The organism is Pedobacter rhodius (assembly GCF_027213645.1).
In the GTDB taxonomy this organism is placed as follows: Bacteria; Bacteroidota; Bacteroidia; order Sphingobacteriales; family Sphingobacteriaceae; genus Pedobacter; species Pedobacter rhodius.
The window spans coordinates 219,206-240,523 of sequence record NZ_JAPWGL010000006.1 but is presented as its reverse complement, the minus strand read 5'-3'; the positions used below and the strand labels follow the sequence as shown (position 1 = coordinate 240,523).

The 21,318-nt window shown below is 37.0% G+C and carries 19 protein-coding genes; 8 read left to right on the top strand and 11 right to left on the bottom strand.

The window, feature by feature from the left end:
- Nucleotides 1-236 (top strand): hypothetical protein (locus O0931_RS19305; RefSeq protein ID WP_269417128.1); only part of this gene is annotated, 236 nt, incomplete at its 5' end.
- A 480-nt stretch (nt 237-716) separates the two neighbouring features.
- Here the strand turns inward: O0931_RS19305 and O0931_RS19300 are convergent.
- Together O0931_RS19300 and O0931_RS19295 are read right to left on the bottom strand one after the other, a co-directional pair.
- Nucleotides 717-1,760, bottom strand: coding sequence for a ferredoxin--NADP reductase (locus tag O0931_RS19300; RefSeq protein WP_269417127.1), 1,044 nt, complete (start codon nt 1,758-1,760; stop codon nt 717-719).
- Between the two features lie 180 nt (nt 1,761-1,940).
- Nucleotides 1,941-2,711, bottom strand: coding sequence for a lytic transglycosylase domain-containing protein (locus tag O0931_RS19295; protein WP_269417126.1), 771 nt, complete (start codon nt 2,709-2,711; stop codon nt 1,941-1,943).
- Nucleotides 2,712-2,974: 263 nt separating this feature from the next.
- Between O0931_RS19295 and O0931_RS19290 the strand changes: the two genes are divergently transcribed.
- On the top strand, nt 2,975-4,468 hold the full coding sequence (locus O0931_RS19290; RefSeq protein WP_269417125.1) for a pseudouridine synthase: 1,494 nt from the start codon (nt 2,975-2,977) through the stop codon (nt 4,466-4,468).
- A gap of 271 nt (nt 4,469-4,739) precedes the next feature.
- Nucleotides 4,740-5,855 (top strand): lactonase family protein, encoded by a 1,116-nt coding sequence (locus O0931_RS19285; protein ID WP_269417124.1) that lies wholly within the window; start codon nt 4,740-4,742, stop codon nt 5,853-5,855.
- 82 nt (nt 5,856-5,937) lie between these two features.
- Here O0931_RS19285 and O0931_RS19280 read toward each other — a convergent pair whose 3' ends face one another.
- The 5 genes from O0931_RS19280 to tilS all read right to left on the bottom strand — a co-directional run bounded on the left by O0931_RS19280 (nt 5,938) and on the right by tilS (nt 11,966).
- Complete coding sequence (locus O0931_RS19280) at nt 5,938-6,384, bottom strand: KTSC domain-containing protein (protein WP_269417123.1); 447 nt, start codon at nt 6,382-6,384, stop codon at nt 5,938-5,940.
- 204 nt (nt 6,385-6,588) lie between these two features.
- On the bottom strand, nt 6,589-8,469 hold the full coding sequence (locus O0931_RS19275; RefSeq protein WP_269417122.1) for a glycoside hydrolase family 35 protein: 1,881 nt from the start codon (nt 8,467-8,469) through the stop codon (nt 6,589-6,591).
- 243 nt (nt 8,470-8,712) lie between these two features.
- Nucleotides 8,713-9,855 carry an N-acetyl-alpha-D-glucosaminyl L-malate synthase BshA gene (gene bshA, locus O0931_RS19270; protein WP_269417121.1) on the bottom strand — a complete coding sequence of 381 codons (1,143 nt, stop codon included), beginning with the start codon at nt 9,853-9,855 and terminating at the stop codon, nt 8,713-8,715.
- A gap of 289 nt (nt 9,856-10,144) precedes the next feature.
- Entirely contained in the window at nt 10,145-10,633 is a 489-nt protein-coding gene (locus tag O0931_RS19265; RefSeq protein ID WP_269417120.1) for a hypothetical protein, read from the bottom strand.
- A 4-nt stretch (nt 10,634-10,637) separates the two neighbouring features.
- The gene (gene tilS, locus O0931_RS19260) at nt 10,638-11,966 is read right to left on the bottom strand and encodes a tRNA lysidine(34) synthetase TilS (RefSeq protein ID WP_269417119.1); all 1,329 of its coding nucleotides are present in this window, start codon (nt 11,964-11,966) and stop codon (nt 10,638-10,640) included.
- 63 nt (nt 11,967-12,029) lie between these two features.
- Here tilS and O0931_RS19255 point away from each other — a divergent pair, with 63 nt between their 5' ends.
- Complete coding sequence (locus O0931_RS19255; protein ID WP_269417118.1) at nt 12,030-14,255, top strand: OstA-like protein; 2,226 nt, start codon at nt 12,030-12,032, stop codon at nt 14,253-14,255.
- Between the two features lie 289 nt (nt 14,256-14,544).
- On the opposite strand, the gene O0931_RS19250 is transcribed toward O0931_RS19255, so the two are convergent.
- Nucleotides 14,545-15,114, bottom strand: a complete 570-nt coding sequence (locus O0931_RS19250) for a non-canonical purine NTP diphosphatase (protein WP_269417117.1) — start codon at nt 15,112-15,114, stop codon at nt 14,545-14,547.
- A 114-nt stretch (nt 15,115-15,228) separates the two neighbouring features.
- Entirely contained in the window at nt 15,229-15,882 is a 654-nt protein-coding gene (locus O0931_RS19245; RefSeq protein WP_269417116.1) for a hypothetical protein, read from the bottom strand.
- A gap of 104 nt (nt 15,883-15,986) precedes the next feature.
- On the opposite strand from O0931_RS19245, the gene O0931_RS19240 reads away from it, so the two are divergent.
- From O0931_RS19240 to O0931_RS19225, 4 genes are all read left to right on the top strand, one after another.
- The gene (locus tag O0931_RS19240; protein ID WP_269417115.1) at nt 15,987-16,574 is read left to right on the top strand and encodes a hypothetical protein; all 588 of its coding nucleotides are present in this window, start codon (nt 15,987-15,989) and stop codon (nt 16,572-16,574) included.
- Between the two features lie 51 nt (nt 16,575-16,625).
- The gene (locus tag O0931_RS19235) at nt 16,626-17,987 is read left to right on the top strand and encodes a peptidylprolyl isomerase (protein ID WP_269417114.1); all 1,362 of its coding nucleotides are present in this window, start codon (nt 16,626-16,628) and stop codon (nt 17,985-17,987) included.
- Between the two features lie 5 nt (nt 17,988-17,992).
- Complete coding sequence (locus tag O0931_RS19230) at nt 17,993-18,955, top strand: AAA family ATPase (RefSeq protein WP_269417113.1); 963 nt, start codon at nt 17,993-17,995, stop codon at nt 18,953-18,955.
- A 100-nt stretch (nt 18,956-19,055) separates the two neighbouring features.
- Nucleotides 19,056-19,256 carry a hypothetical protein gene (locus O0931_RS19225; protein ID WP_269417112.1) on the top strand — a complete coding sequence of 67 codons (201 nt, stop codon included), beginning with the start codon at nt 19,056-19,058 and terminating at the stop codon, nt 19,254-19,256.
- 72 nt (nt 19,257-19,328) lie between these two features.
- Here O0931_RS19225 and O0931_RS19220 read toward each other — a convergent pair whose 3' ends face one another.
- A complete protein-coding gene (locus O0931_RS19220; protein ID WP_269417111.1) occupies nt 19,329-20,213 on the bottom strand; it encodes a glycerophosphodiester phosphodiesterase family protein in 885 nt (294 codons plus the stop codon).
- A 219-nt stretch (nt 20,214-20,432) separates the two neighbouring features.
- On the bottom strand, nt 20,433-21,290 hold the full coding sequence (locus tag O0931_RS19215) for a nuclear transport factor 2 family protein (RefSeq protein WP_269417110.1): 858 nt from the start codon (nt 21,288-21,290) through the stop codon (nt 20,433-20,435).
- Between the last annotated feature and the right edge of the window lie 28 nt (nt 21,291-21,318).

The following is a 21,318-nucleotide window of genomic DNA, read 5'->3' as shown; positions in this document are numbered from 1 at the left end:
GTTTATTTCAATCTTTTTTATCCCTTCCCGACATCCGCCGTTCCGGTTTTGTTTCCCCTTCGTTTTCGCTTGGGAGTGCAAAGGTAGGAATCTTTTCTAAACTTCCAAATAAAATAATTTTTTTATTTTTTAGCCCTTCTTTTCTCCCTAATCCCGCTTTTCAATTCTTTTCCGCTCCTTCCGAACCGGGTTGCAAAGGTAACATCTTTTCCCCTTCCACACAAGAAATATTTTAAAATAATTCTAAACCCCTTTCCTCAACCTTTCAACCTTTTCCCTTCCTCCGAAGCGGGTTGCAAAAGTAGAAAAAAATCCATTCCACTCCAAACAGATGGAAGAATTATTTACTCATTTTACATAACTACTTTATATTCAAACAGAAAAAAATTACCAAAATTCAAACTTTTTAAAAAGTTGATTGTTAAGCGGGCCTTTAACGTACCAAATTCAAAAATTGTTGTCATCAAAAACCATAAGTTTACCGGTACATTTAAAATTAAATTCATAGAAGGAAATCGAATTGAATTTATTTCTTAGCTTTTAAATGCACAAATGAACTCTAAACCTGGAGCTGCATTTATATAACTATATACTTATAACAACACACGCCAAAAACAGAAACCACCGTAAATTACCTGTCTGGCAAAAGACGGCGGGAATAAAAACTAAAATAAGGTGAGTGCCAATCAGCTATTTAAATATACTAATACACGAAACTACCATTCTATAGTTGTTCCGTTCTCCGTAGGATGGCCAGTACAAACCAAAACCCTACCACGTTCAACTTCATCGTCTGTTAATACTTCATTGTAGTCCATACGAACATTACCTTTTGTGCAATTGGCTACGCAAGTACTGCAAACACCTCCACGGCAACTGTAAGGCAGTTTGATTTTATGTTCAAGTGCAACATCTAAAATTCTTTTCGGCCAGGGTATATCGAGGTTGTACGTTTCACCATTAAAATTAAGAATAACCGAATAAGTATTTTTATCGACAATTTTTTCCGAACTGTCGTCTTCATCAACTTCGTCTTCAGGTAAAACAAATGTTTCACGTTTTATTTGTTTAATGTCGAAGCCCATGCCCAAAAGCGTAATCCTGCATAAATCCATATAAACAATTGGCCCGCAGGTATAAAACAAGGCCTTATCCTTATCACCAACTAAATGTTCTTTCAGCAGGCGTTCGATGTAAAACTTATTCAACCTTGCAGTCATTAAGTTTTTACTGTTGCTGAAAATAAAAATGATATTTAATCGCTCAGGGTACTTTTGCCGCCAATCATTAAGTTCATTATAAAACAAGGTATCCTCCAAAGAGCGGTTGCTATATACTAACGTAATCTTCGATCTTTTTTCACGAACAAGCGCCGTCTTCATAATAGATATTAAAGGCGTGATACCAACGCCGGCAGCGAACAGAAAAACATCGCGCTCTACATGTTCTTCGGGTAAATAGCTGAACATTCCTTGAGGTTCCTGCGCCAAAAGTATATCGCCCTCGGCGATTTTATGATGTAAAAGCCTTGAAATTTCTCCGTTTTCGACCCGCTTTACTGTAATAGCAATCGGTTCATCAACATCGGGAGAACTGTTAAAAGAATATGAACGACGAATTTCCTTATGTTTTCCTTCAAATACCAATGATATAAATTGTCCGGCAAGGTATTTTGGATAATCGCTACCAAGAGGCTGGAGTTGAAGTGTGATGTTATCGCCGGGTTGATTTATAATTTTATCGATTCGAAGTTTATGCATCTTGCAAAGAAAGGAAATTGAGATGAAAGCAAAAAGACCAAAGCTGAAAGAGCAAAGCTGAAAGACTAAAGCCAAGTATAAAGCACTAATCTGTGGAATCCTGGAATCTGTGAAATCATCTTCCAAAAAAAGCGCCCCGATTAAATCGGGGCGCCTTACCAAATGCTTGTCTTTTATTTATTATTCGGCATTGTATGCCAGTAATTCTTTTGGTTTATCGTAACCATAGCGAACAGGATGTTCAATAATCTGTTTCATAGATATTACTTTATAAACATAGCCTCCGGTTTCGCGGTTAAGCCTCATTTTGTAGTAATTGTCCTGATTCTGATGATCAATCTGTTTACGTAAACGGCCGTCGCCAACATTATATGCTGCAGCAACCAATGTCCAGCTTTCTAAACCTTTATACATTTCTTTAATGTATTTGCAGGCTGCAACGGTAGATTTACGTAGATTATAACGTTCATCAGTTCTTCCGCTCACTTTTAAACCATAAGTACGAGCTGTGCCGGGCATAAATTGCCAAACGCCTGCTGCACCTTTCGGCGAAACGCCGGCTTGCATACCTGATTCTACTAAAGCTAAATACTTAAAATCATCAGGGATTCCATAAGCAGCTAAAATGGGTTCGATAATCGGAAACCATTCGGCAGCTTTTCGCTGTAAACGATGCGTTTGCGTATTCCCATAAGTATGAGCGGCAAGGATTTTTTTCATTTTGCGTTCCACCCTTCTGTCGCCCAAAGGCAAGGTTTCATCGGCAAAATTTAACTGTGCCATCAGCGATTTTTTTTCTGCTTCAGGCTTTTCAGTCGGGGGTATTGTAGTGTTTAATTTCTCTTCTTTTAAAAGACTTTGTTGTGCTAAGGGCATTTGGTAAGCGAACACTTTTGCCAAAATAAATAGTGCTGCCACTATTGAAAATGGTACGATGTGTTTCTTTAACATCTTCCTCCTTTTTTTGGTGAACTTATAAAAAACGTTGACAAAGGTATAAATTAATAATCAGATTACCAACTAGTTACGGAATTAAGCGTCAAAATCCGGGTTTAAAGTGCTTTAAACCTGGATTTTAAATTTTGATTTTCAGACAAATTTTCCTATTTTAGAGGCTATTTTTCGGCAAAATTTTATCGACGCTCCTGATTGATAGTTTCAGCTATTTTACATAAATTTGCAGCCCGCATTTCAGGTGCGGCTAAAAGCGTATCATGATAAATAAAAACAACAGGAACAGTCGGGATGACAAGTCCAAACCGGGCAGCCGGAAAACCGAAGGCAGAAGCAGTACCGGTGGTTCTGACAGAAAGCGATCAGAAGATAAAGACAGCAAATTCAAAAAATCATCCGATTCAAGCACAGGCTTCAGACCCAGAAGCGCAGACAATAAAGATTTCAAATCAAAATCTTTCGGAGACAAAAAAGACTTCAAACCAAGAGGCGATCGTAATTTTAAGTCGAAAGACGAAGAACCTAAAGGTTTTAAATTCGGCGACAGAGAATTCAAATCAAAAGACGCTACTTCGAAAGGTAGTGATCGCGATTTTAAACCAAGGGAAGGCAGTGCAAGGGATTACAAACCTAGAAGTGGCGACCGCGACTTCAAATCAAGAGATGGCGGATCGAGAGATTTCAAGCCAAGAACAGGAGACAGAGACTTTAAATCAAAAGACGGTGGTGCAAGAGATTATAAACCAAGAGGAGAACGTGATTTCAAATCTAAGGATGGAGATTCGAAAAATTTTAAACCGAGAACTGGCGAAAGAGATTTCAAACCAAAAGAAGGCGGCTATAAAGACTTTAAATCAAGAGGAAGCAGAACCGACGACTTTAAACCTAGTGCCGGAAGTTCAAGAGATGTAAAGCCAAGAGAAGGTGCTGACAGCAGACCTTTCAGAAAACGTGAAGAACTTAAGCCCAGAGATACAGAATTTAACCGTGAGGAAAGAACTGTAATTAAACAAGGGCGTAAAACGAATGAAGACAAAGGTTTAATTCGCCTTAACAGATATATTTCAAATGCAGGCATTTGCTCTCGCCGTAAAGCGGATGAGCTGATTGCTGCCGGCATTATTACGGTAAATGGAGAAGCGATCACTGAATTAGGTCATAAAGTAGATCCTGCAAAAGATCAGGTTCGTTATAATGGTGAATTACTTAAACGCGAAAAGAAAATTTACGTTTTATTAAACAAACCTAAAGATTACATCACAACAACCGACGATCCTCAGGAACGCCGTACGGTGATGCAACTGGTGGATAAAGCGAGTCGCGAACGTATATATCCTGTGGGCCGACTGGACCGCAACACAACAGGCTTATTGTTAATGACAAATGATGGTGATTTAGCAGATAAATTATCGCACCCTAAAAACGGAATCACTAAAATTTATAATGTTGAGTTGGATAAATCTTTATCACAGGGTGATTTAAATAAAATTCAGTTCGGACTGGAGTTAGAGGATGGTTTAATAAAACCGGATAACATTTCATATGTTGCAGGCGGTACCAAGAAGGAAGTTGGCATTCAGATACACAGCGGTAAAAATCGTATTGTTCGTCGTATTTTCGAACATTTAGGCTATAATGTTGAAAAACTTGACCGCGTGGTTTATGGTAATTTAACTAAAAAAGATTTGCCTCGTGGAAGATGGCGTTATCTTGAAGAACATGAATTAATTCAGATAAAACACTTGATAAAATAATATTTAAAGGCAATCGACAGGTTGCCTTTTTTATTTAGTGACTTAGTTATTTGGTTTTGCCACAGATTCACAGATTATTTTTTAAATATATTTATCAGCCAAGGAAACACAGATTTATACGAAATACTTCGCTTTTTTTATTTTCTGTCACCGCAATATAAAAGCAACAAATAATCTCCATAATTCAATACCACCAATTGACCGGAATTCCACTTCACTTACTTGCATTCATTTTCTTTTCCCATATTTGCTATCAATCAAAACCATAACCATGAAAAAGTACAATCTTTTCTTTTTACTTATGTCGATATCCTGCGCAGCTTTAGCGCAGCAAACAAATTATAATCTTCTGATTGGAACCTATACCAATACTCCGGCAAAAAGCGAAGGCATTTATACTTATAACTTCAATACATCTACAGCGAATGCAAAGCTGAAGTTTACAACAAAAGATGTAGCGAATCCGAGTTACATCGCCATATCGCCTGATAAAAAATTCGCTTACGTGGTTAATGAAACCGGAAATACAAGCACAGTAAGCGCTTTTAAATATAATGCAACAACAGGTGCGCTCCTGTTTATTAATAAAGTTGAAAGCGAAGGCGCCGATCCTTGCTATATAACTGTAGATAACGACAACGTTATCGTTGCAAATTATAGCGGCGGAAGTCTTGCTGCTTTTAAGCGAAAAGCCGACGGTTCATTAAATAGCGCTTCACTTATTATAAAACACACCGGGAAAAGCATTGATCCGAAAGGAAGGCAGGAAAGCGCACATGTTCATATGGTAAAATTTACGCCTGATAAAAAATTTCTCATCTGTAATGATTTAGGTGAAGATCGTGTTTATATTTATAGTTACCATCCGAAAAGTAAAAAGCAAATCCTGGTACTCAAAAACATTTTAAGTACTAATCCCGGCAGCGGACCAAGGCACATTACCTTTGCCCCTAATGGTAAATTTGCCTATTTAGCGCATGAGTTTAATGGAAGCATTACCGGTTACTATTATGCTAACGGAAGCTTAAAGAAAATTCAGGAAATCGGAACCACGCCAAAAGGATTTGAAGGCCGGATTGATGGCGCTGACATTCACGTTTCTGCCGACGGCAAATTCCTCTACGAAACCAATAGAGGTGATGCCAATACCATATCAGTATTTTCTATTCTCTCTACAGGAATATTAAAATTTGTTGAAACCGTGAGTACTTTAGGCAAAGGGCCAAGAAATTTCTCGATTGATCCTAGTGGTAAATTTTTATTGGTAGCACACCAATATACCAACGATGTTGTAATTTTTAAACGCAATAAAATAACTGGAAAACTGACTGATAGCGGTAAACGCATACAAGTTGCTGCACCGGTTAATTTAATATTCACGAAGTAATAATAAGGTATTAAAATTTCAATTGGATAAAATACTGAATGATTTAAACGAAAAAGACTTGCTGTATGGCAAGTCTTTTTTTTTAAGCGGGTTCAGCAACTTTAGCTACATTGCGATAAGGAAAATCACTGAATATATGTCTGCGGGCAAAACGTCCCGGTGAATCTGCATTAACCAATTTCACATAAATGGCTTTAGGCACATCAAAATATTCGTATGCACTGCCATCAAAAAACTGAATATTTAGTACCTGTTGTTTATATTCGAAATCTAAAATATTTGACTTTGTAATTGTTTCCGTATACGTTTCGATATTTTGTTCACGTGTTTCGGGTGCAATACTTACCAAAAAGTGATACGCTTCGATAATATCTTTACTTCTTGCTTCTGCTTCTGATTTCTCTTCCTCCTGCTGAAATTTATCAGGATGGCAATCTTTCATCAATGTACGGTATACAGACTTAAGATCTTTTAATTCAGCATTTTTATCAACATTTAAAAGCTTTCTGTAATCAACAATTTTTTTCATTTAACCTATTTTCTAATATGAGCACAACCTTTTGAATCATTATAAAAGGCGTTAAGGCCGCAAAGGTACGATTTATAATGGTTTGATTTTGAGAAAGTTTTGTTTTTGAGGATAATATTATTAGTCGCCAAAATTATAAGCCACAGATTAACAGATTTTTGTACCATATACAATCTGTTCACCTGTAGTTAAAAATTTAAATAATTATTTCGGCAAACCGTTTTCAGGTTTTACTTCTTCTAAAATTGGTGTAGTAATTGATTTTACCGATTTGCGCATCGCATCGTTTTTCTGTTCAAAAATTACGATATCATTTTTCCCTGCCTTTAACCAGCACCCCGGAACATATAAGGTTTGTTGCGGTCCGACGCTCCAATAGCGCCCAATGTTTATTCCGTTAATAAAAACAAGTCCCTTACCCCAATCACGCATATCTAAAAAGGTATCGCCGGTTTTAGTCAGTGTAAAACTTCCCTGATAAATTGCCGGTTTCCCAGCGGTTGCTGTATTTTTTGCAGTTGTTAAATCAGGAACAACATCCATAGGCAACTTGTACATATCCCAATTGCCGGTAATGGTTTCACCGTTAATAATAACCGGTGATATTATACCTTTCGTACTGTTTACAATTTTTGCCCCATAGTTTATACGACCCATATTTTCTACAACAATATCAAGTGTCGCATTAAAAGGAATATCAATTTCACAATCGTACTTTTTATAATAACTGTTTAATTCGGCTACTTTAGTTCCGTTAACATACACAATTGCATAATCCCGCAGTCCGTTTAGTTCCAATTTTCCGCTAATGGGTTGTTTAAATTTCTTGCTGTACCAAACATAACCATGCCCCTGATTCAATTCTTCGAAGGTTAAAGGTTTATCATCATTAACCGGTTTAATTTTATTTTTGATGTCTTCTAAATCAACAGCTTTAGTTAATGCAATATCGGAAATCGCAATAACAGGATTTTTGGCCGGAATTGCCGGTGTTTCTGGTGTTTTAAGCAAATTACGCAACGCGATGTATTTTTCAGTTGCCCAACCTGCTTCGCTAATCGGCGCATCATAATCGTAACTGGTTAAATCGGGTTGAATATCATGTTTGTTATCATAATTTGCACCCGATGTAAAACCGAAGTTTGTACCGCCATGAACCATGTAATAATTGAAGGATACACCTCCGTCGAGGTATTTTTGAGTTTGCTTAACAACACTCTCCGTAGAAACCTTTGGAAATGGTTCTGCCCAATGATCCAACCAGCCCGGATAAAACTCTGCAACCATATAAGGGCCTTTACCACCATTATATTTATTTACAACTTCTTTCAATTTGGCAACATCATCCTCTCCGTTTGCGGTTGGCAAAGCACCGGGTAAAGCACCACCTTCAAAAAGCCAGCTTCCATCAGATGTAAAGAATGGCACGTTAAAACCCACATCTTTCAGTTGCTGAAATACCGCTGCACTATATTTTTTATGTGCTTCGGGCGTGATGTCTTTTCTTTGAGAAACATAAGAACCGAATTCATTCTCGCCCTGAACCATTACAATCGGACCGCCGTTGCTAACCAGAAGATTTTTAACCTGACCATATAGCGCAGTAAAATAAGCTTTAGTAGCAGTAAGGTATTGCTGGTTATTTCCGCGAATTACCATACCTGGTACTTTTTGCAAAAACCATGGGTAACCACCGAATTCCCACTCGGCACAAACATATGGTCCCGGGCGGAGGATTACAAAAAGACCTTCTTCCTGTGCCGTTTTTATATATTCTGCAATATCTTTATTACCTGATTTGAAATCCCAAACACCTGGCGCGGTTTCGTGGTAGTTCCAGAAAACGTAGGTTGCAACTGCATTTAAACCCATTGCTTTCATCATTTTTAATCGATGTCGCCAGTATGGTTTCGGAATCCGGGCATAATGCATTTCTCCACTATGAATTTGGACCGGCTTTCCGTCTAAAAGGAAATTCCCATCGGCAACAGAAAAAGTATGTTTTAATGGAATTGTTTGGGTTTGGGCATTAGAATTTGCCGAAAAAGCAAGAAATAAAAGAAAAGTAAAAATTTTGGTTTTCATTATGATATTTATACAAAAAGTTTGATTCAGCAATGCTGGTGCAGCAGTATATTTTTTTCAAAAAAAATGATTTTCCGGCGAAACGTTGGAAAAATACCTGAACTTCAGGATTTCCTGCAGAATAAATGCTGCTTCAAAGCAAACGTTTGATTGCGTTTATCTTTGCAGAAATAAACATTTTTTTTGTTTAATACTATGCGTAAAGCTTTAAATATACATCATTAAGGCATAAAAATACAAACGCTAATAGTTAGCCTGTAAAGAATTTTCGATTACTTCCCGGTAATAATCAATGTAAAACGGGAGTATTTTCTTCAAGTCGAAATCCTGTGCTCTTGTATAAGCATTTTCTTTAAAATATTTCAGCGTTTCATCATTAGTTAAAATGGTGATGGCTTTATTTGCCATATCATTAACATCACCAACTTCGCACATATAACCACAAAAATCATCTATATTCAACTCAGGCAAGCCGCCTGCATTTGATGTGATTACCGGAACTTTACAAGCCATGGCTTCTAATGCGGCTAAGCCAAAGCTTTCAGATTCAGAAGGCATTAAAAACAAATCGGAAACAGAAAGAATTTCTTCAACTGCATCCTGCTTACCCAGGAAACGAACATGTTCGCAAATATTTAATGCACGGCAAAGTTGTTCATCGTACACACGTTCCGGGCCATCGCCAACCATTAGTAATTTTGAAGGAATTACGGCCTGAACTTTTTCGAAAACACGAATTACATCAGCTGTGCGTTTTACTTTTCTAAAGTTACTGGTATGGATTAAAATACGTTCGTTATTCGGTGCGATGGCTTTTTTAAAGTGATCTTTTGCCTGTAAACTAAAACGATTGAAATCGATAAAATTCGGAATTACCTTGATGTCTTTAGTAATTTCAAAGTGCCTGTAGGTATCGTCTTTTAAATCCTGAGATACTGTTGTAACCCCGTCACTCTGGTTTATAGAAAAGGTAACTACAGGTTTATAGGTTGGGTCTTTACCTACAAGGGTAATATCGGTACCGTGAAGTGTTGTTACAACAGGAATATGAATGCCATAACTTGCCAAAATTTGCTTCGCCATGAATGCAGCTGAAGCATGCGGAATTGCATAATGAACATGCAAAACATCAAGTTGTTCGAAACGCACAACATCTACAAGTTTGCTTGCTAAAGCAGATTCGTAGGGTGCATAATCAAATAAGGGATAATTTCTTACCGAAACTTCATGGTAAAATAAGTTGGCTGAAAAAAAATCGAGCCTTGCCGGCTGGCTATAGGTTATAAAGTGAACCTGATGCCCTTCGTTAGCAAGTGCTTTACCGAGTTCGGTTGCAACTACTCCACTACCACCAAAAGTGGGGTAGCAAACAATTCCTATCTTCATTATAAATGCATTGTTGTCACAGCAAATGTAACCCAATTATATCTAATTTATATGTAAGGCAATTGCAATAAAAACATGCCCATTCTTTGAAATATTAGCCGTAAGATTTACAGATTATCTAACTTCTAATTTTGATATTGTTAAATAATTATTAATCTGCAAATCTGTAACAACTCAAACCGATTAAACCAATCCGATGATATGCTTCACAGAAGATTTTCAAGGCTATCGGCGAGGAATAATAAGGCATGTATGCTAATTTTCGAGGAAAAGTCCCTGCCTGCGTGAATTACTTAGACTTTTTCATCTCCTCTTTTATCACAAGAAATAACTCATTTGGCCGTTGGGTACCAATGAAATATTCAAGCCCATCACGATCGGTCAAAACAACAGCATCTTTCCCGGAAGAATAAAAACGGATGGTACCTTTTGTATGTAAATTATAGACAGGATTATTAAAAAAATACCTGCTATAGGTTGCTTTTTTAACATCAACAATGCTATTTAAATCGATTTTAACCCGTTTGGTTGTCCACAGCCCGTCGAGAATTAAACTGCCATTATCGACCACAATTTTATATTGAATTAAAAAAAGCAGCAACATGGAAACCCCAATGATGCCGAAGCCAACCACCAGGAATAAATCCTGCGTATTATCCCGGTCGCGTTCGTATACATAAGCCGCAAAACAGAATGCAGCCAGTATGAGCCTGATGAAAATGCGGACATAATCTCTGCCTATGTACTGTTTTTCGATATATGCGTACCTGCTTTCCACTTATTTAATTTTTGAGTTCGAATATAGCAACTTTTTTTGTTGACTTGGTTAATTTGTAACGGTTATCCTGCCGCATCCCTGCAATCCAAATGATTTCTCCGTTTCCATTAACCAAAATCGGAATATTTGTTTTTAAATGCAAAGGCACTTTCTCATCGATAAAAAAATCGCTCAGCTTTTTAAACCCTTCCATTCCTAATGGTATAAACTTATCTCCGTTTTGCCAGCTTCTTACAATTAACGGGAATTGTAAAACACCTGCATCAATAAAAATCTTATTCTTATCTGTTTCAAACTTCAAATCTTCAGAAAAAATAAGCTGAAATTTATAATCATTAAATTCGAAACCGGAATGGTTTGAATGAATAATTTTATGCTGATGTATTTCAAAATTCAGCTTACTGATAATTAAATTTTCGCGGTCTATTGTTGCCTGATGACTTGTGCTAATAAATTTAATCCCACTTTGCTTATCGAGCGAATTGATAATTTCTTCGACCACGCTTTCCATAAAATCATACTTTTTAAGCAGTTCGAAAAGCAATAGCTTTTGCGGGGTTAATAATTTTATTTTTTCTAAAGAAATGTAAACTGCATCTGCCTTTTTAACAATAAGCTCTTTGGCAATTTGTTTTACCTGCAAATTCAAAAACGTTTCAATTTCTGCAAATCGTTTAATATTTTGATTAAACGTATTTTCCAGATTGGGATTAATATTTTGAAGATGCGGAATGACATGCAGCCGCAATTTATTTCTGATGTAATTCGAACTGAGATTAGAACTATCTTCAACAAAGTCAAATTTGTTTTCTTCAACCAGCTGGTTTATTTCTTCTCGATTTAAGAAAAGCAGCGGCCTTATCAACTTATCACGCTTGGGCAAAATACCATGTAAACCGCTAATTCCGGTTCCTCTGACTAAATTAATCAGCACGGTTTCTACCGCGTCGTTCTGATGGTGCGCTAGAGCAATAAAATCATAACCTTTGTCAGCTCTTATTTGTTCGAACCAATTGTAGCGCAAATCTCGGGCGGCCATTTGGGTAGATATTTTATTTTCAGCAGCATATTTTTTTGTATCAAAATGCGTTACATAAAATGGCAGATTCAGGGAAAAGGCAAGCATTTTAACAAAGAGTTCATCCCGTTGCGCTTCATCTGCCCGTAGATTAAAATTACAATGTGCTACACCAATATCAACTCCCAAAGCTTTAAAAAGATGCAGCATTAAAACCGAATCTTTTCCTCCGCTTACGGCTAATAGAATTTTGTTACCCATAGCAAACAGCTGTTGCTGTTCAATAAAATCCTGAAATCTGATTACGGGTAACATCCACCAAAAATATTTAATTTTAACCGGTTTCCAACCTTCGGAACAAAAAACTAACTTTGTAAGGTGCAAAAAATATTTGTCTTTCTTCTTTTCCTGGTTTGCCCCCTGTTATTATTCGGCCAGCAGAAAGGTTCCATTATTAAGATTGTTTCCTCTGACAGGATTACCGGAAACATGAAGTTAAAAGTTTCATATTTAAAAAATCCTGTTTTTCAGCAAGACAATGCAACTTTAACCTGTGATAGTGCCGTTTTTTATACGGAACGAAACTATTTTGAAGCTTATAAAAATGTTCATATCCATCAGCTAACAACCGATATTTATTCGGACGAACTTCAATATGACGGCAATAAAAAACATGCTCATTTAACCGGTAATGTTAAAATGGTTGATCCGAAAACGACTTTAACAACCAATGTTTTAGATTACGATATGGTTGCCAAAATCGGGACGTACACCAATGGCGGCAAAATAGTAACCCAGGATCAGGGCGTAGTGTTAACCAGTAAAAACGGCTATTACTTTAACAACAGCAGCGACGCCTATTTCAGGTATAATGTTGTTGTGGTTACACCGCAAAGTACCATTAAATCGGATACGATGCGGTACAATGTTGATTCAAAATGGACTTATTTTTATGGACCAACCAACATTAAAGGGAAAGACGACAATTTGTATACCGAAAATGGCGCCTATAATACGCTGAGTGAAGATGCTTATTTCGGAAAAAAGAACTTATACACGCAGGATACCAAGTCGCTGAGAGGCGATAGTTTATATTACTACGGTAAAATTGGTTATGGTAAAGCGGTTAAAAATATCGTTTTCACAGACAAAAAAGATGGTACAAAAATGTTCGGAGATTTGGGCTTCTACTATAAGATAGATCAACGGACACTTGTTACCAAAAATGCTTACGTAGATTTAATTTCAGGAGATTCTGTAACAGTTAACAAGAAAAAGCGACCTGATACCTTACGCCTTGGTGCCGATACATTGGAGACTCAAATGGTGCTGCAAAAAACATTAAAGCTCATTCCTAAAATATCCATTAAAGCAGATAACGAGGTCGGAGAAGATGAAGATGAAACGCCTAAAACACAGAAAAAAGCAAACCCGGCCGTACTAAGTAACGCCGATAATAAGGCGAAGAAAACTGCTGTTCGCAGCGGAAAAGAACCTAAGCGAAAACGTGATGAAAAATCACCTGAGCAGAAGTCTTTGGATATTCCCGATAATTTAAAGGATAGCATTAAAACTAAGATCGATTCTGCGTCCTTAAATCAGGGTAAGGCAAAGGCAGATTCACTTCTTAAAAACGCTTCAAGGGCAGTCGATTCCTTAAAGAAAAAGGCTATAGGCAATCTTCCAAATAAGTTGCCAAAAATTAGTCCTGATAGTTTACTAAAAAAACTACCAAAAAATTCTAAAGACAGCTTAAACAAACAAATTAAAAATTTGAAACCTGATACGACTGTTTTTAATCCCGCCGATACGGTTACGACTCGTGTAATCAGGGCCTATCATAATGTAAAAATTTTTAAGAGCAATATCCAGGCAAAAACCGATAGTTTATTTTACACAAGTGCCGATTCCACGCTGCGCTGTTATGGAAGTCCAATTATTTGGTCGGAAGGTTCTCAAGTTGTTGGTGATACCATTTATGTTCAGTTTAAGCAGAATAAATTAAATAACCTGCAGGCTTTCCGAAATGCATTTTTGGTGAATACGCCTGCGGATTCGCTCCGGTTTAATCAAATTAAAGGCCGGTATATGACCGGTTTTTTCACCGACGGAAAGCTTAAAAACCTATATGTAGATGGAAATGCAGAAAGTATTTATTATACTCAGGACGACAGTACAAAGGTTTATAAAGAAATGAATCAAACTTTAAGCAGCCGGATTAAATTTGTTTTCAAGGATAATGATATAGATGATATTATTTATATAAACAGTATTGAAGGCGCGCTTAATCCTGAAAATAAAGTTTCGAAAGATAATGTACTTAAAGGTTTTTCATGGAAACCTAAGGAAAGGCCAAAATCTAAAAAAGAAGCTATTGGCGCTTCAGGAAATAACAAACCTAAAGCGAAACCTAAAGTTCCTGTGGTAAAAACACCTGCAAAAACAATAGCGGGAAAAACTGATGCCGGTAAAATTCCAGCAATTGTAAAACCAGCCATCCCTAAAGTTGTTTCAAAAGCAGATTCTATATTAAACAATAGTATTAAACCGATTCTTCCGAAAAAAGACTCTACGAAGGTAATGCCAACAGGTTTGATTAAATGACATAAAAATCTAGGGAGATAAAACGCTGTGGATCTCGTCCTTTCGATCCGATAGCTATCGAATCGGGAGGATGATTCGGTTAGTCGTCTTGTCGAGCGAAACCGGGAAATCTTGAAAATAAATTGATGATATGTGACGACACAGATTACGGAATGAGCAGTGATCTGTATGAGGCGGAACAACAAAGCAATCTTTCCTGTTGTATCTGATTGCTAACCCTTACGAAAAAGAACGTTTCACGCCAGTGCACAAAATCCAATGCTTCATTTTGCTGGAGTAATCCACGATATCATTTCAAAAAAACCATCATTTTTTGAAGTGCTAAAGCTCTATGACTGATTTTGTTTTTCTCAACCATATCCATCTCTGCAAAGGTAATTGTATATCCATCAGGTTGAAAAATCGGATCGTAGCCAAAACCTTTAGCACCGGATAATTCCGTTCTGATGGTGCCATTGATTACACCCTCAAACAAATGATTTTTTCCGTTCTGCATCAGAGAAATAACCGTTTTAAATCTTGCCTTCCGGTTGCTGATGCCTTCGAGTTTTGCCAGCACCAGGTTAATATTTTCCAAGCTATCGCGGCTACCGGAATACCTGGCAGAATAAACGCCCGGCTCGTTGTTTAAAGCCTCTATTTCCAGACCGCTATCATCCGCAAAACAATCCAGGTGATAATGCTCAGCAACATAGCTGCTCTTTAGTGTTGCATTCCCTTCGAAAGTATCGGCCGTTTCAGGAATATCTGTAAAACAACCAATATCTTCCAGATTTAAAACTTCATATTGACCATTCAAAGCCAGGCGGATTTCTTCCGTTTTATGTTGATTATTTGTTGCAAAAACGAGTTTTTTCATAAAAAGGTAAAGGGATTATGTATGATGGAAAATGTATAATGGGAAATGGAAATCAGACCCAACATCTAAATGCTTGATACTCATACCTTACTACTTGATACTAGATACTTGATACTATTTAATTTTCTGAAGATTACCCCAAAGTGATTTTTTTGCAGCTATATCACTGTCCAAAGCATGCAGGTCTGGGGCAAAAATTATTTTAGTAGATTCATGAAGTATAATTTCTCCGGCCCAGTTCAGATTTAATTTCAGGTGCTTTGCCTCAACACCAAAAGCCAACATAAGTCCGGGCTTAAAAAACTGGTGCAATTCGATAAAGTCTGTTCCGGGATAATTTGCATAATTAACTAAGGCAAAATCAGGTGTAGCCAGGTCAATTGCTTTTACAATTTTCCTGAGCAATTCCCGCCCTTGTTCTGTGCTGACATCGTTAGTAGAATCATTTACTAAAATTAATACCGATTTTCTATTTCCCCCTAAAAATTTATAGGTTCTTGGCACTTCCGGAGTTTCAACAACAGGTGAAATTTCCGCGTTCTGAACGTAATTTTTTACGTCTTCAACCAGTTTATCCTGTTTATTTCCTTCAGTTTCAACAATTAGAGGTGCTTCAGCGGCATCATTTATTTCAATAGCTGATTTAGACAAAACAGCCTCTAAAGTCACGTCAGATGCGTTTTTTACCGTTTTATCTTCAACCAGAAAAACATCTTCAGTGAAAAATAATCGTAAAGCATTTGCATTGTTGGTAACCTGACTTTCCATTCGTATTTTTGCCGTATAATAATTTCTGTTAAAATTAGTTAAATATCTTATAATCGCCCTGCTAATTGTTACTTTTATCCTTTAAAATTTATAGAACCTTCTGTGTGAGAAAAGCTTATTGCTTGTTTGTTTTCAGTTTGTTATGCAGTTCGTTATTTGCACAAAACGTAGCCATAATTAACAGTAAACCGATTAGCAGCAAAGAGTTTATGTGGGCTTATAAAAAAAGTCATAACGGCAGCAGCACTACAGATTATAATGACTTACTGGCTTATTTAAATTTGTACATCAACTTTAAGTTAAAAGTATTGGATGCCAGAGAAATGGGCCTGGATAAGAATATTAATTATCAGGAAGAAGTTAAATCCTATGGCGGTGCATTAGAAACACATAAAAAAGTTGTTCATTCTGATAAAGACCGTGATTATTTACTTAATGAATACAGAGAAGGTGTACTGATGTTTAATGTTTCTGAACAAAAAATATGGAACAAAGCCCAGGATGATGAACAGGGTCTGGAAGATTTTTACAGGAAGAATAAGCAGAATTATAATAAGTCCCTTAGCGAAGTAAGAGGTGAAGTTATCGCCGATTACCAGCAAAAACTGGAAGAAAACTGGCTTAACAGCCTTCGAGAAAAGTATTCCATAAAAATTAATGAAAACGAATTGAGAAAATTAGCGAAACTATAATTCCGGCTAATTAAACCATTAGTATTAAATTTGCAATATATAATAAACAGAATGAAGAGAATTTTTTTAGTAGTAACTGCTTTGGTTAGCTTGTTTTTAAACAGTTATGCCCAAAAGAATAACATAGATAAGGTTGCTGCTGTAGTAGGTAATAATATTATTTTACTATCTGATATCAATCAACAATATACACAATATTTGTATCAGGGCCGGCCGGCAGATCCAAATATTAAATGCATGATTTTACAGCAAACGTTAACACAAAAACTCCTTAAGCAACAGGCTGAAATCGATTCGATTATGGTTGATGATAGCCAGGCAGATGATGAAGTGAACAGACGTATGCGTAGCATGATGCAAAGGGCGGGCGGGCAAGAACGTTTAGAGCAGTTTTTAAATAAGTCTGTTTTGCAGTATAAAGATGAAATGAGGCCAAGCGTTAAAGATGAATTGGTGGCTCAGAAAATGCAGTCTAAAATTACAGAGCACATTAATGTTACGCCGCTTGAAGTTGAAAAGTACTTTAAATCTTTAGGCGACAGCCTTCCTGAGTTTGGCACTGAAGTTGAAATTGGAGAAGTTATTTTAAACCCTCAGCTTACCAAGGCGGAAAAAGAAAGATTTCACGATAAAATAGAAGCTTTACGTTTAAGAATTAAAGGTGGCGAGGATTTTGGTGCTTTGGCTAAAGCTTATTCAGAAGATCCCGGATCGGTTAGCGATGGTGGTGATTTGGGTTTTTTCGACAGAAACCAGATGGCAAAAGAATTTACAGCCTGGGCGTTCAAACTTAAAGCAGGGGAAATGTCTCCTGTATTTGAAACAGAATTTGGTTACCACATTTTGCAGGTTATCGAACGTCGCGGAGAACAGGTTCATGCGCGGCATATTTTAATTGTTCCTAAAAGCACTCAAGGCAGTTTAGATCGCACCAAGCTTCATGCAGACAGTATCTATAATAATGTAATTGCCAATAAAATAAGCTTTGCTGCTGCCGCAAATTTGTATTCTGATAATAAGGAAACCAAGTATAACGGCGGTATGATGCTGAACGCAGAGGATGTACAGTCAAGAAGTACTTTTATTCCGATAGAAAAATTAGATCCTGCGGTATTTTTAGTTATCGATACCATGAAAGTTGGCAGTGTTTCAAAACCACAGTTATTTACAGCTGCTGATGGAAAACAAGGCTACCGCATTTTATACCTCAAATCTAAAATTCCACCACATAAGGCTAATTTAGCGCAGGATTTCCCAAAAATAAAGGCTGCTGCCCAAAGTGATAAAATTAATCGTACTTTAAGCGAATGGTTTGAAAAACGTCGTGAAAGTACTTTTATCAAAATTGATGAAGAATTTCAGGATTGCAATGAATTAAAAATCTGGACAAAAAACAAATCCGAAACGAAGTAACCCCAATGCAGTATAAGAACGAAGTAGAAGCTGTAGATGCGCTTCATCAGTCTTTCAACAACATAAAAGCCGAAATAAGCAAAGTTGTTGTCGGACAGGATGATATCATAAAATCTGTTTTAATTGCCATTTTTAGCAACGGACATTGTTTATTGGTTGGCGTACCCGGATTAGCAAAAACTTTACTTGTACAAACGGTTGCATCTGTTCTGGATCTTGATTTCAACAGAATTCAATTTACGCCCGATTTAATGCCAAGCGATATTATCGGTGCAGAGATATTAGGAGAAGACAGGCACTTTAAGTTTATTAAAGGACCTGTTTTTTCGAACATCATTCTGGCTGATGAGATTAACCGTACACCGCCAAAAACACAGGCTGCTTTGCTTGAAGCCATGCAGGAAAAATCGGTTACCGCAGCCGGACAAACGCATATTTTACCAAAACCATTCTTTGTTTTGGCTACTCAAAACCCCATTGAACAGGAAGGTACCTATCCCCTGCCCGAAGCGCAGTTAGACCGTTTTATGTTTAATATTCAGTTAAATTATCCTGCTTTTGCAGATGAGTTAACGATTGTAAAAAACACAACCAGCAATAAAACCATTCAACTGCAAAAAATTATTCATGCAGATGACATTCAATATTTCCAAAAATTAATCCGCGATATACCGGTAACGGATAACGTTTTAGAATACGCGGTTAAACTGGCGGCGAAAACTCGGCCGAACAGTGAATTTGCGACCGAGGCCATCAACAAGTACATTAGCTGGGGTGCCGGCCCGCGTGCTTCTCAATTCCTGGTTTTAGGCGCAAAATGTCATGCAGCCATATCAGGAAAATATGCACCGGATATTGAAGATGTACAGGCTGTTGCCGAACCTATTCTCCGCCATCGTATTGTGCGTAACTACCGTGCAGAAGCTGAAGGCCTATCAATTGAGAAAATTATTAAAGATTTGTTGTAATCTCAGCTTAGAATTCAAAGTCAAATCTTTATATTTTAAAATTGTTATTATCTTTACCACACAATTACAAAGCATAAACTTTTAAATCAAAATATTCGATATGTCAGCGCACGATTCACACGCACCAGTTCAGCAAACAACAGGCATTTGGGCTTTACCATTAACCGCATGGATTCTGGTTTTGGTATTGGTGGTTATTTTCACCAGGCCAATTTTTCATCATGAAGAAGAAGCTACTTCATCTCATGAAAAAACAGAAATGCCGGCGCACGAAAAAAATGAAGCTGCTCCGCATCACTAAGCTAATTTAGAAACCTATATAAAAATAAATGCGCCCTTAAAACCGGCGCATTTATTTTTTTATGGCATTTTGTTATCGAATCTGGTTGATTAAATTGGGATAATCAGTAATCACGCCATCTACCCCAAGGCTCATAAAATATTTAATTTCCTTAACCGTATTAACCGTCCACGGGATAATTTTAACGCCCATTTCGTGGCAGCGATCGACTAACCCTTTCCCAACCAATACTGAATACGGACTATATATTGTTGGCTTAAAACCTAGTTTTTCAATATAATCTTCAAAAGGTTCTTTTTCATCGATAAGCAGCGATGTTTGGATTTTAGGATATTTTTCGTGCAGATATTGTAATGTCCGCATATCAAAAGATTCGATAATTACTCTTTTGGAAATCTTTTTAGCATTTATAACGTCCATTATTAAATCAACAAATTCTGCAGGTTCGGGATGGAATTCATTATCGCCGTTTTTAATGGTTTTAGTTTCGATGCTGTAAACAGGTTTAGGCAATTTGTGTTGCTTAACGTATTCTTCTACTTCATCAATCGTTTCGGTAAGTAATGGTTTGTAGGCGTTAAATTTCATCTGACCAGGAAAGCGGGCGTGAACCTTACTACCAACATCAAACTTTTTGATTTCATCATAATTCATTTTATAGATGTTGAAGTTTTTCTGGTTTTTTAAGGTGATTGCCTTTCCGTTAGGTTGAAGTGAAATTTCATTATTGAAATAAGGCTCCTGCGATAAAACCACTTGTTTATCTTTAGAAATTACAGCATCCATTTCTAATGTGGTAACGCCTAAATCTAAAGCTTTTAACATTCCCTGAATTGTATTTTCGGGCATAATCCCGCGTGCACCGGCTTTTCCCTGTACATCGAATTTTTGTTTTTGTGCCAAAACCTGTAGGCAAATAAAACTCAGGGCGAACAGAAGGTTTAATTTTTTATTCATGAAATTGAAACGTAAATCGATTAGTTTAATTTTTGAAGCGCAAGGCAACTCTGTTTATTAAATTTTTTCCCGCTTTGGCTATATCTCTTCGCTATGCTCTGAGAATGCCCCGCAATCGGGGCAAATGTGAAAGTACATTGCAATAAATAAACCAAATGCTTAAAATAAAAAAAGGGCTTCTTTTTTACGGAGCGCCCTTTATAAAATTCACATTAAATATTATCTGTCTGCCGGTACAAATGCCTGAACGATTAGGTTCCAGCTGGCATCAGCCGCTTTTTCATAAATGAATACATAGTTAAAGCTTTCCCTCAAATCAGCTTTATAATCTACCGTTGCAACCCCATAGGTATAAGCTAAATCGCTTCCCAAAGCTTTATCAACACCGATTGTTTTTAAATTAACTTTACTAAACATTCCATTAAAAAAAGAAAGGATTTTCCCTTTACCCTCAATGGCATCGTTACCGGGAAACAATAAACGGGCATCATTCGTTAAGAAGCCGCCAAATGCCGCTATTCCGTGTGTTTTCAGAAACGTGTTTAATGTTTTTTCAGTTGTCAGAATTACATCTTTACCGGCCTTCTGATCCTTTTCGTTAAGGAATTTAGGAATGAAACGATCTTTAGGTTCTTCAAATCGAGTGGTTGTTTTTGCAAGGGTTTTATTACTTTCTGTACCTAAATCTATTGCTAACTTCCAGGTGCCGTTTTCTGCCTTCCATATAGACAGGTACTGGCCATATTTTTTATCTGCTCCTTTTACTTCATAAGGGCCTGTAGTAAAACCCAAATCGCCGCTGCGGGATACTTTTGCAAAATTTGGTTCCCAAGATACTTCATTCAAGCCTTTTGTTTGCCCGGCATAAAAGGTTTTTGCATTAACGGGATTTGGCCTGAATACTAAAGTATTTGCAGAGGAATATTCAATATAGGCATCCTTATCACCTTTTTTTGCAATCGATTTTGCAAAATCCTTTTCAGCATTAACAAGAGATTTTGTCGTTCCGTCACTTTTTTGTGCAAAGGCACTTAAAGTTAAAGTAGCCGCTACAATACTTGAGATTAGTTGTTTCATTTGTTGTTTTTTAAGGTGTGTCGAATAT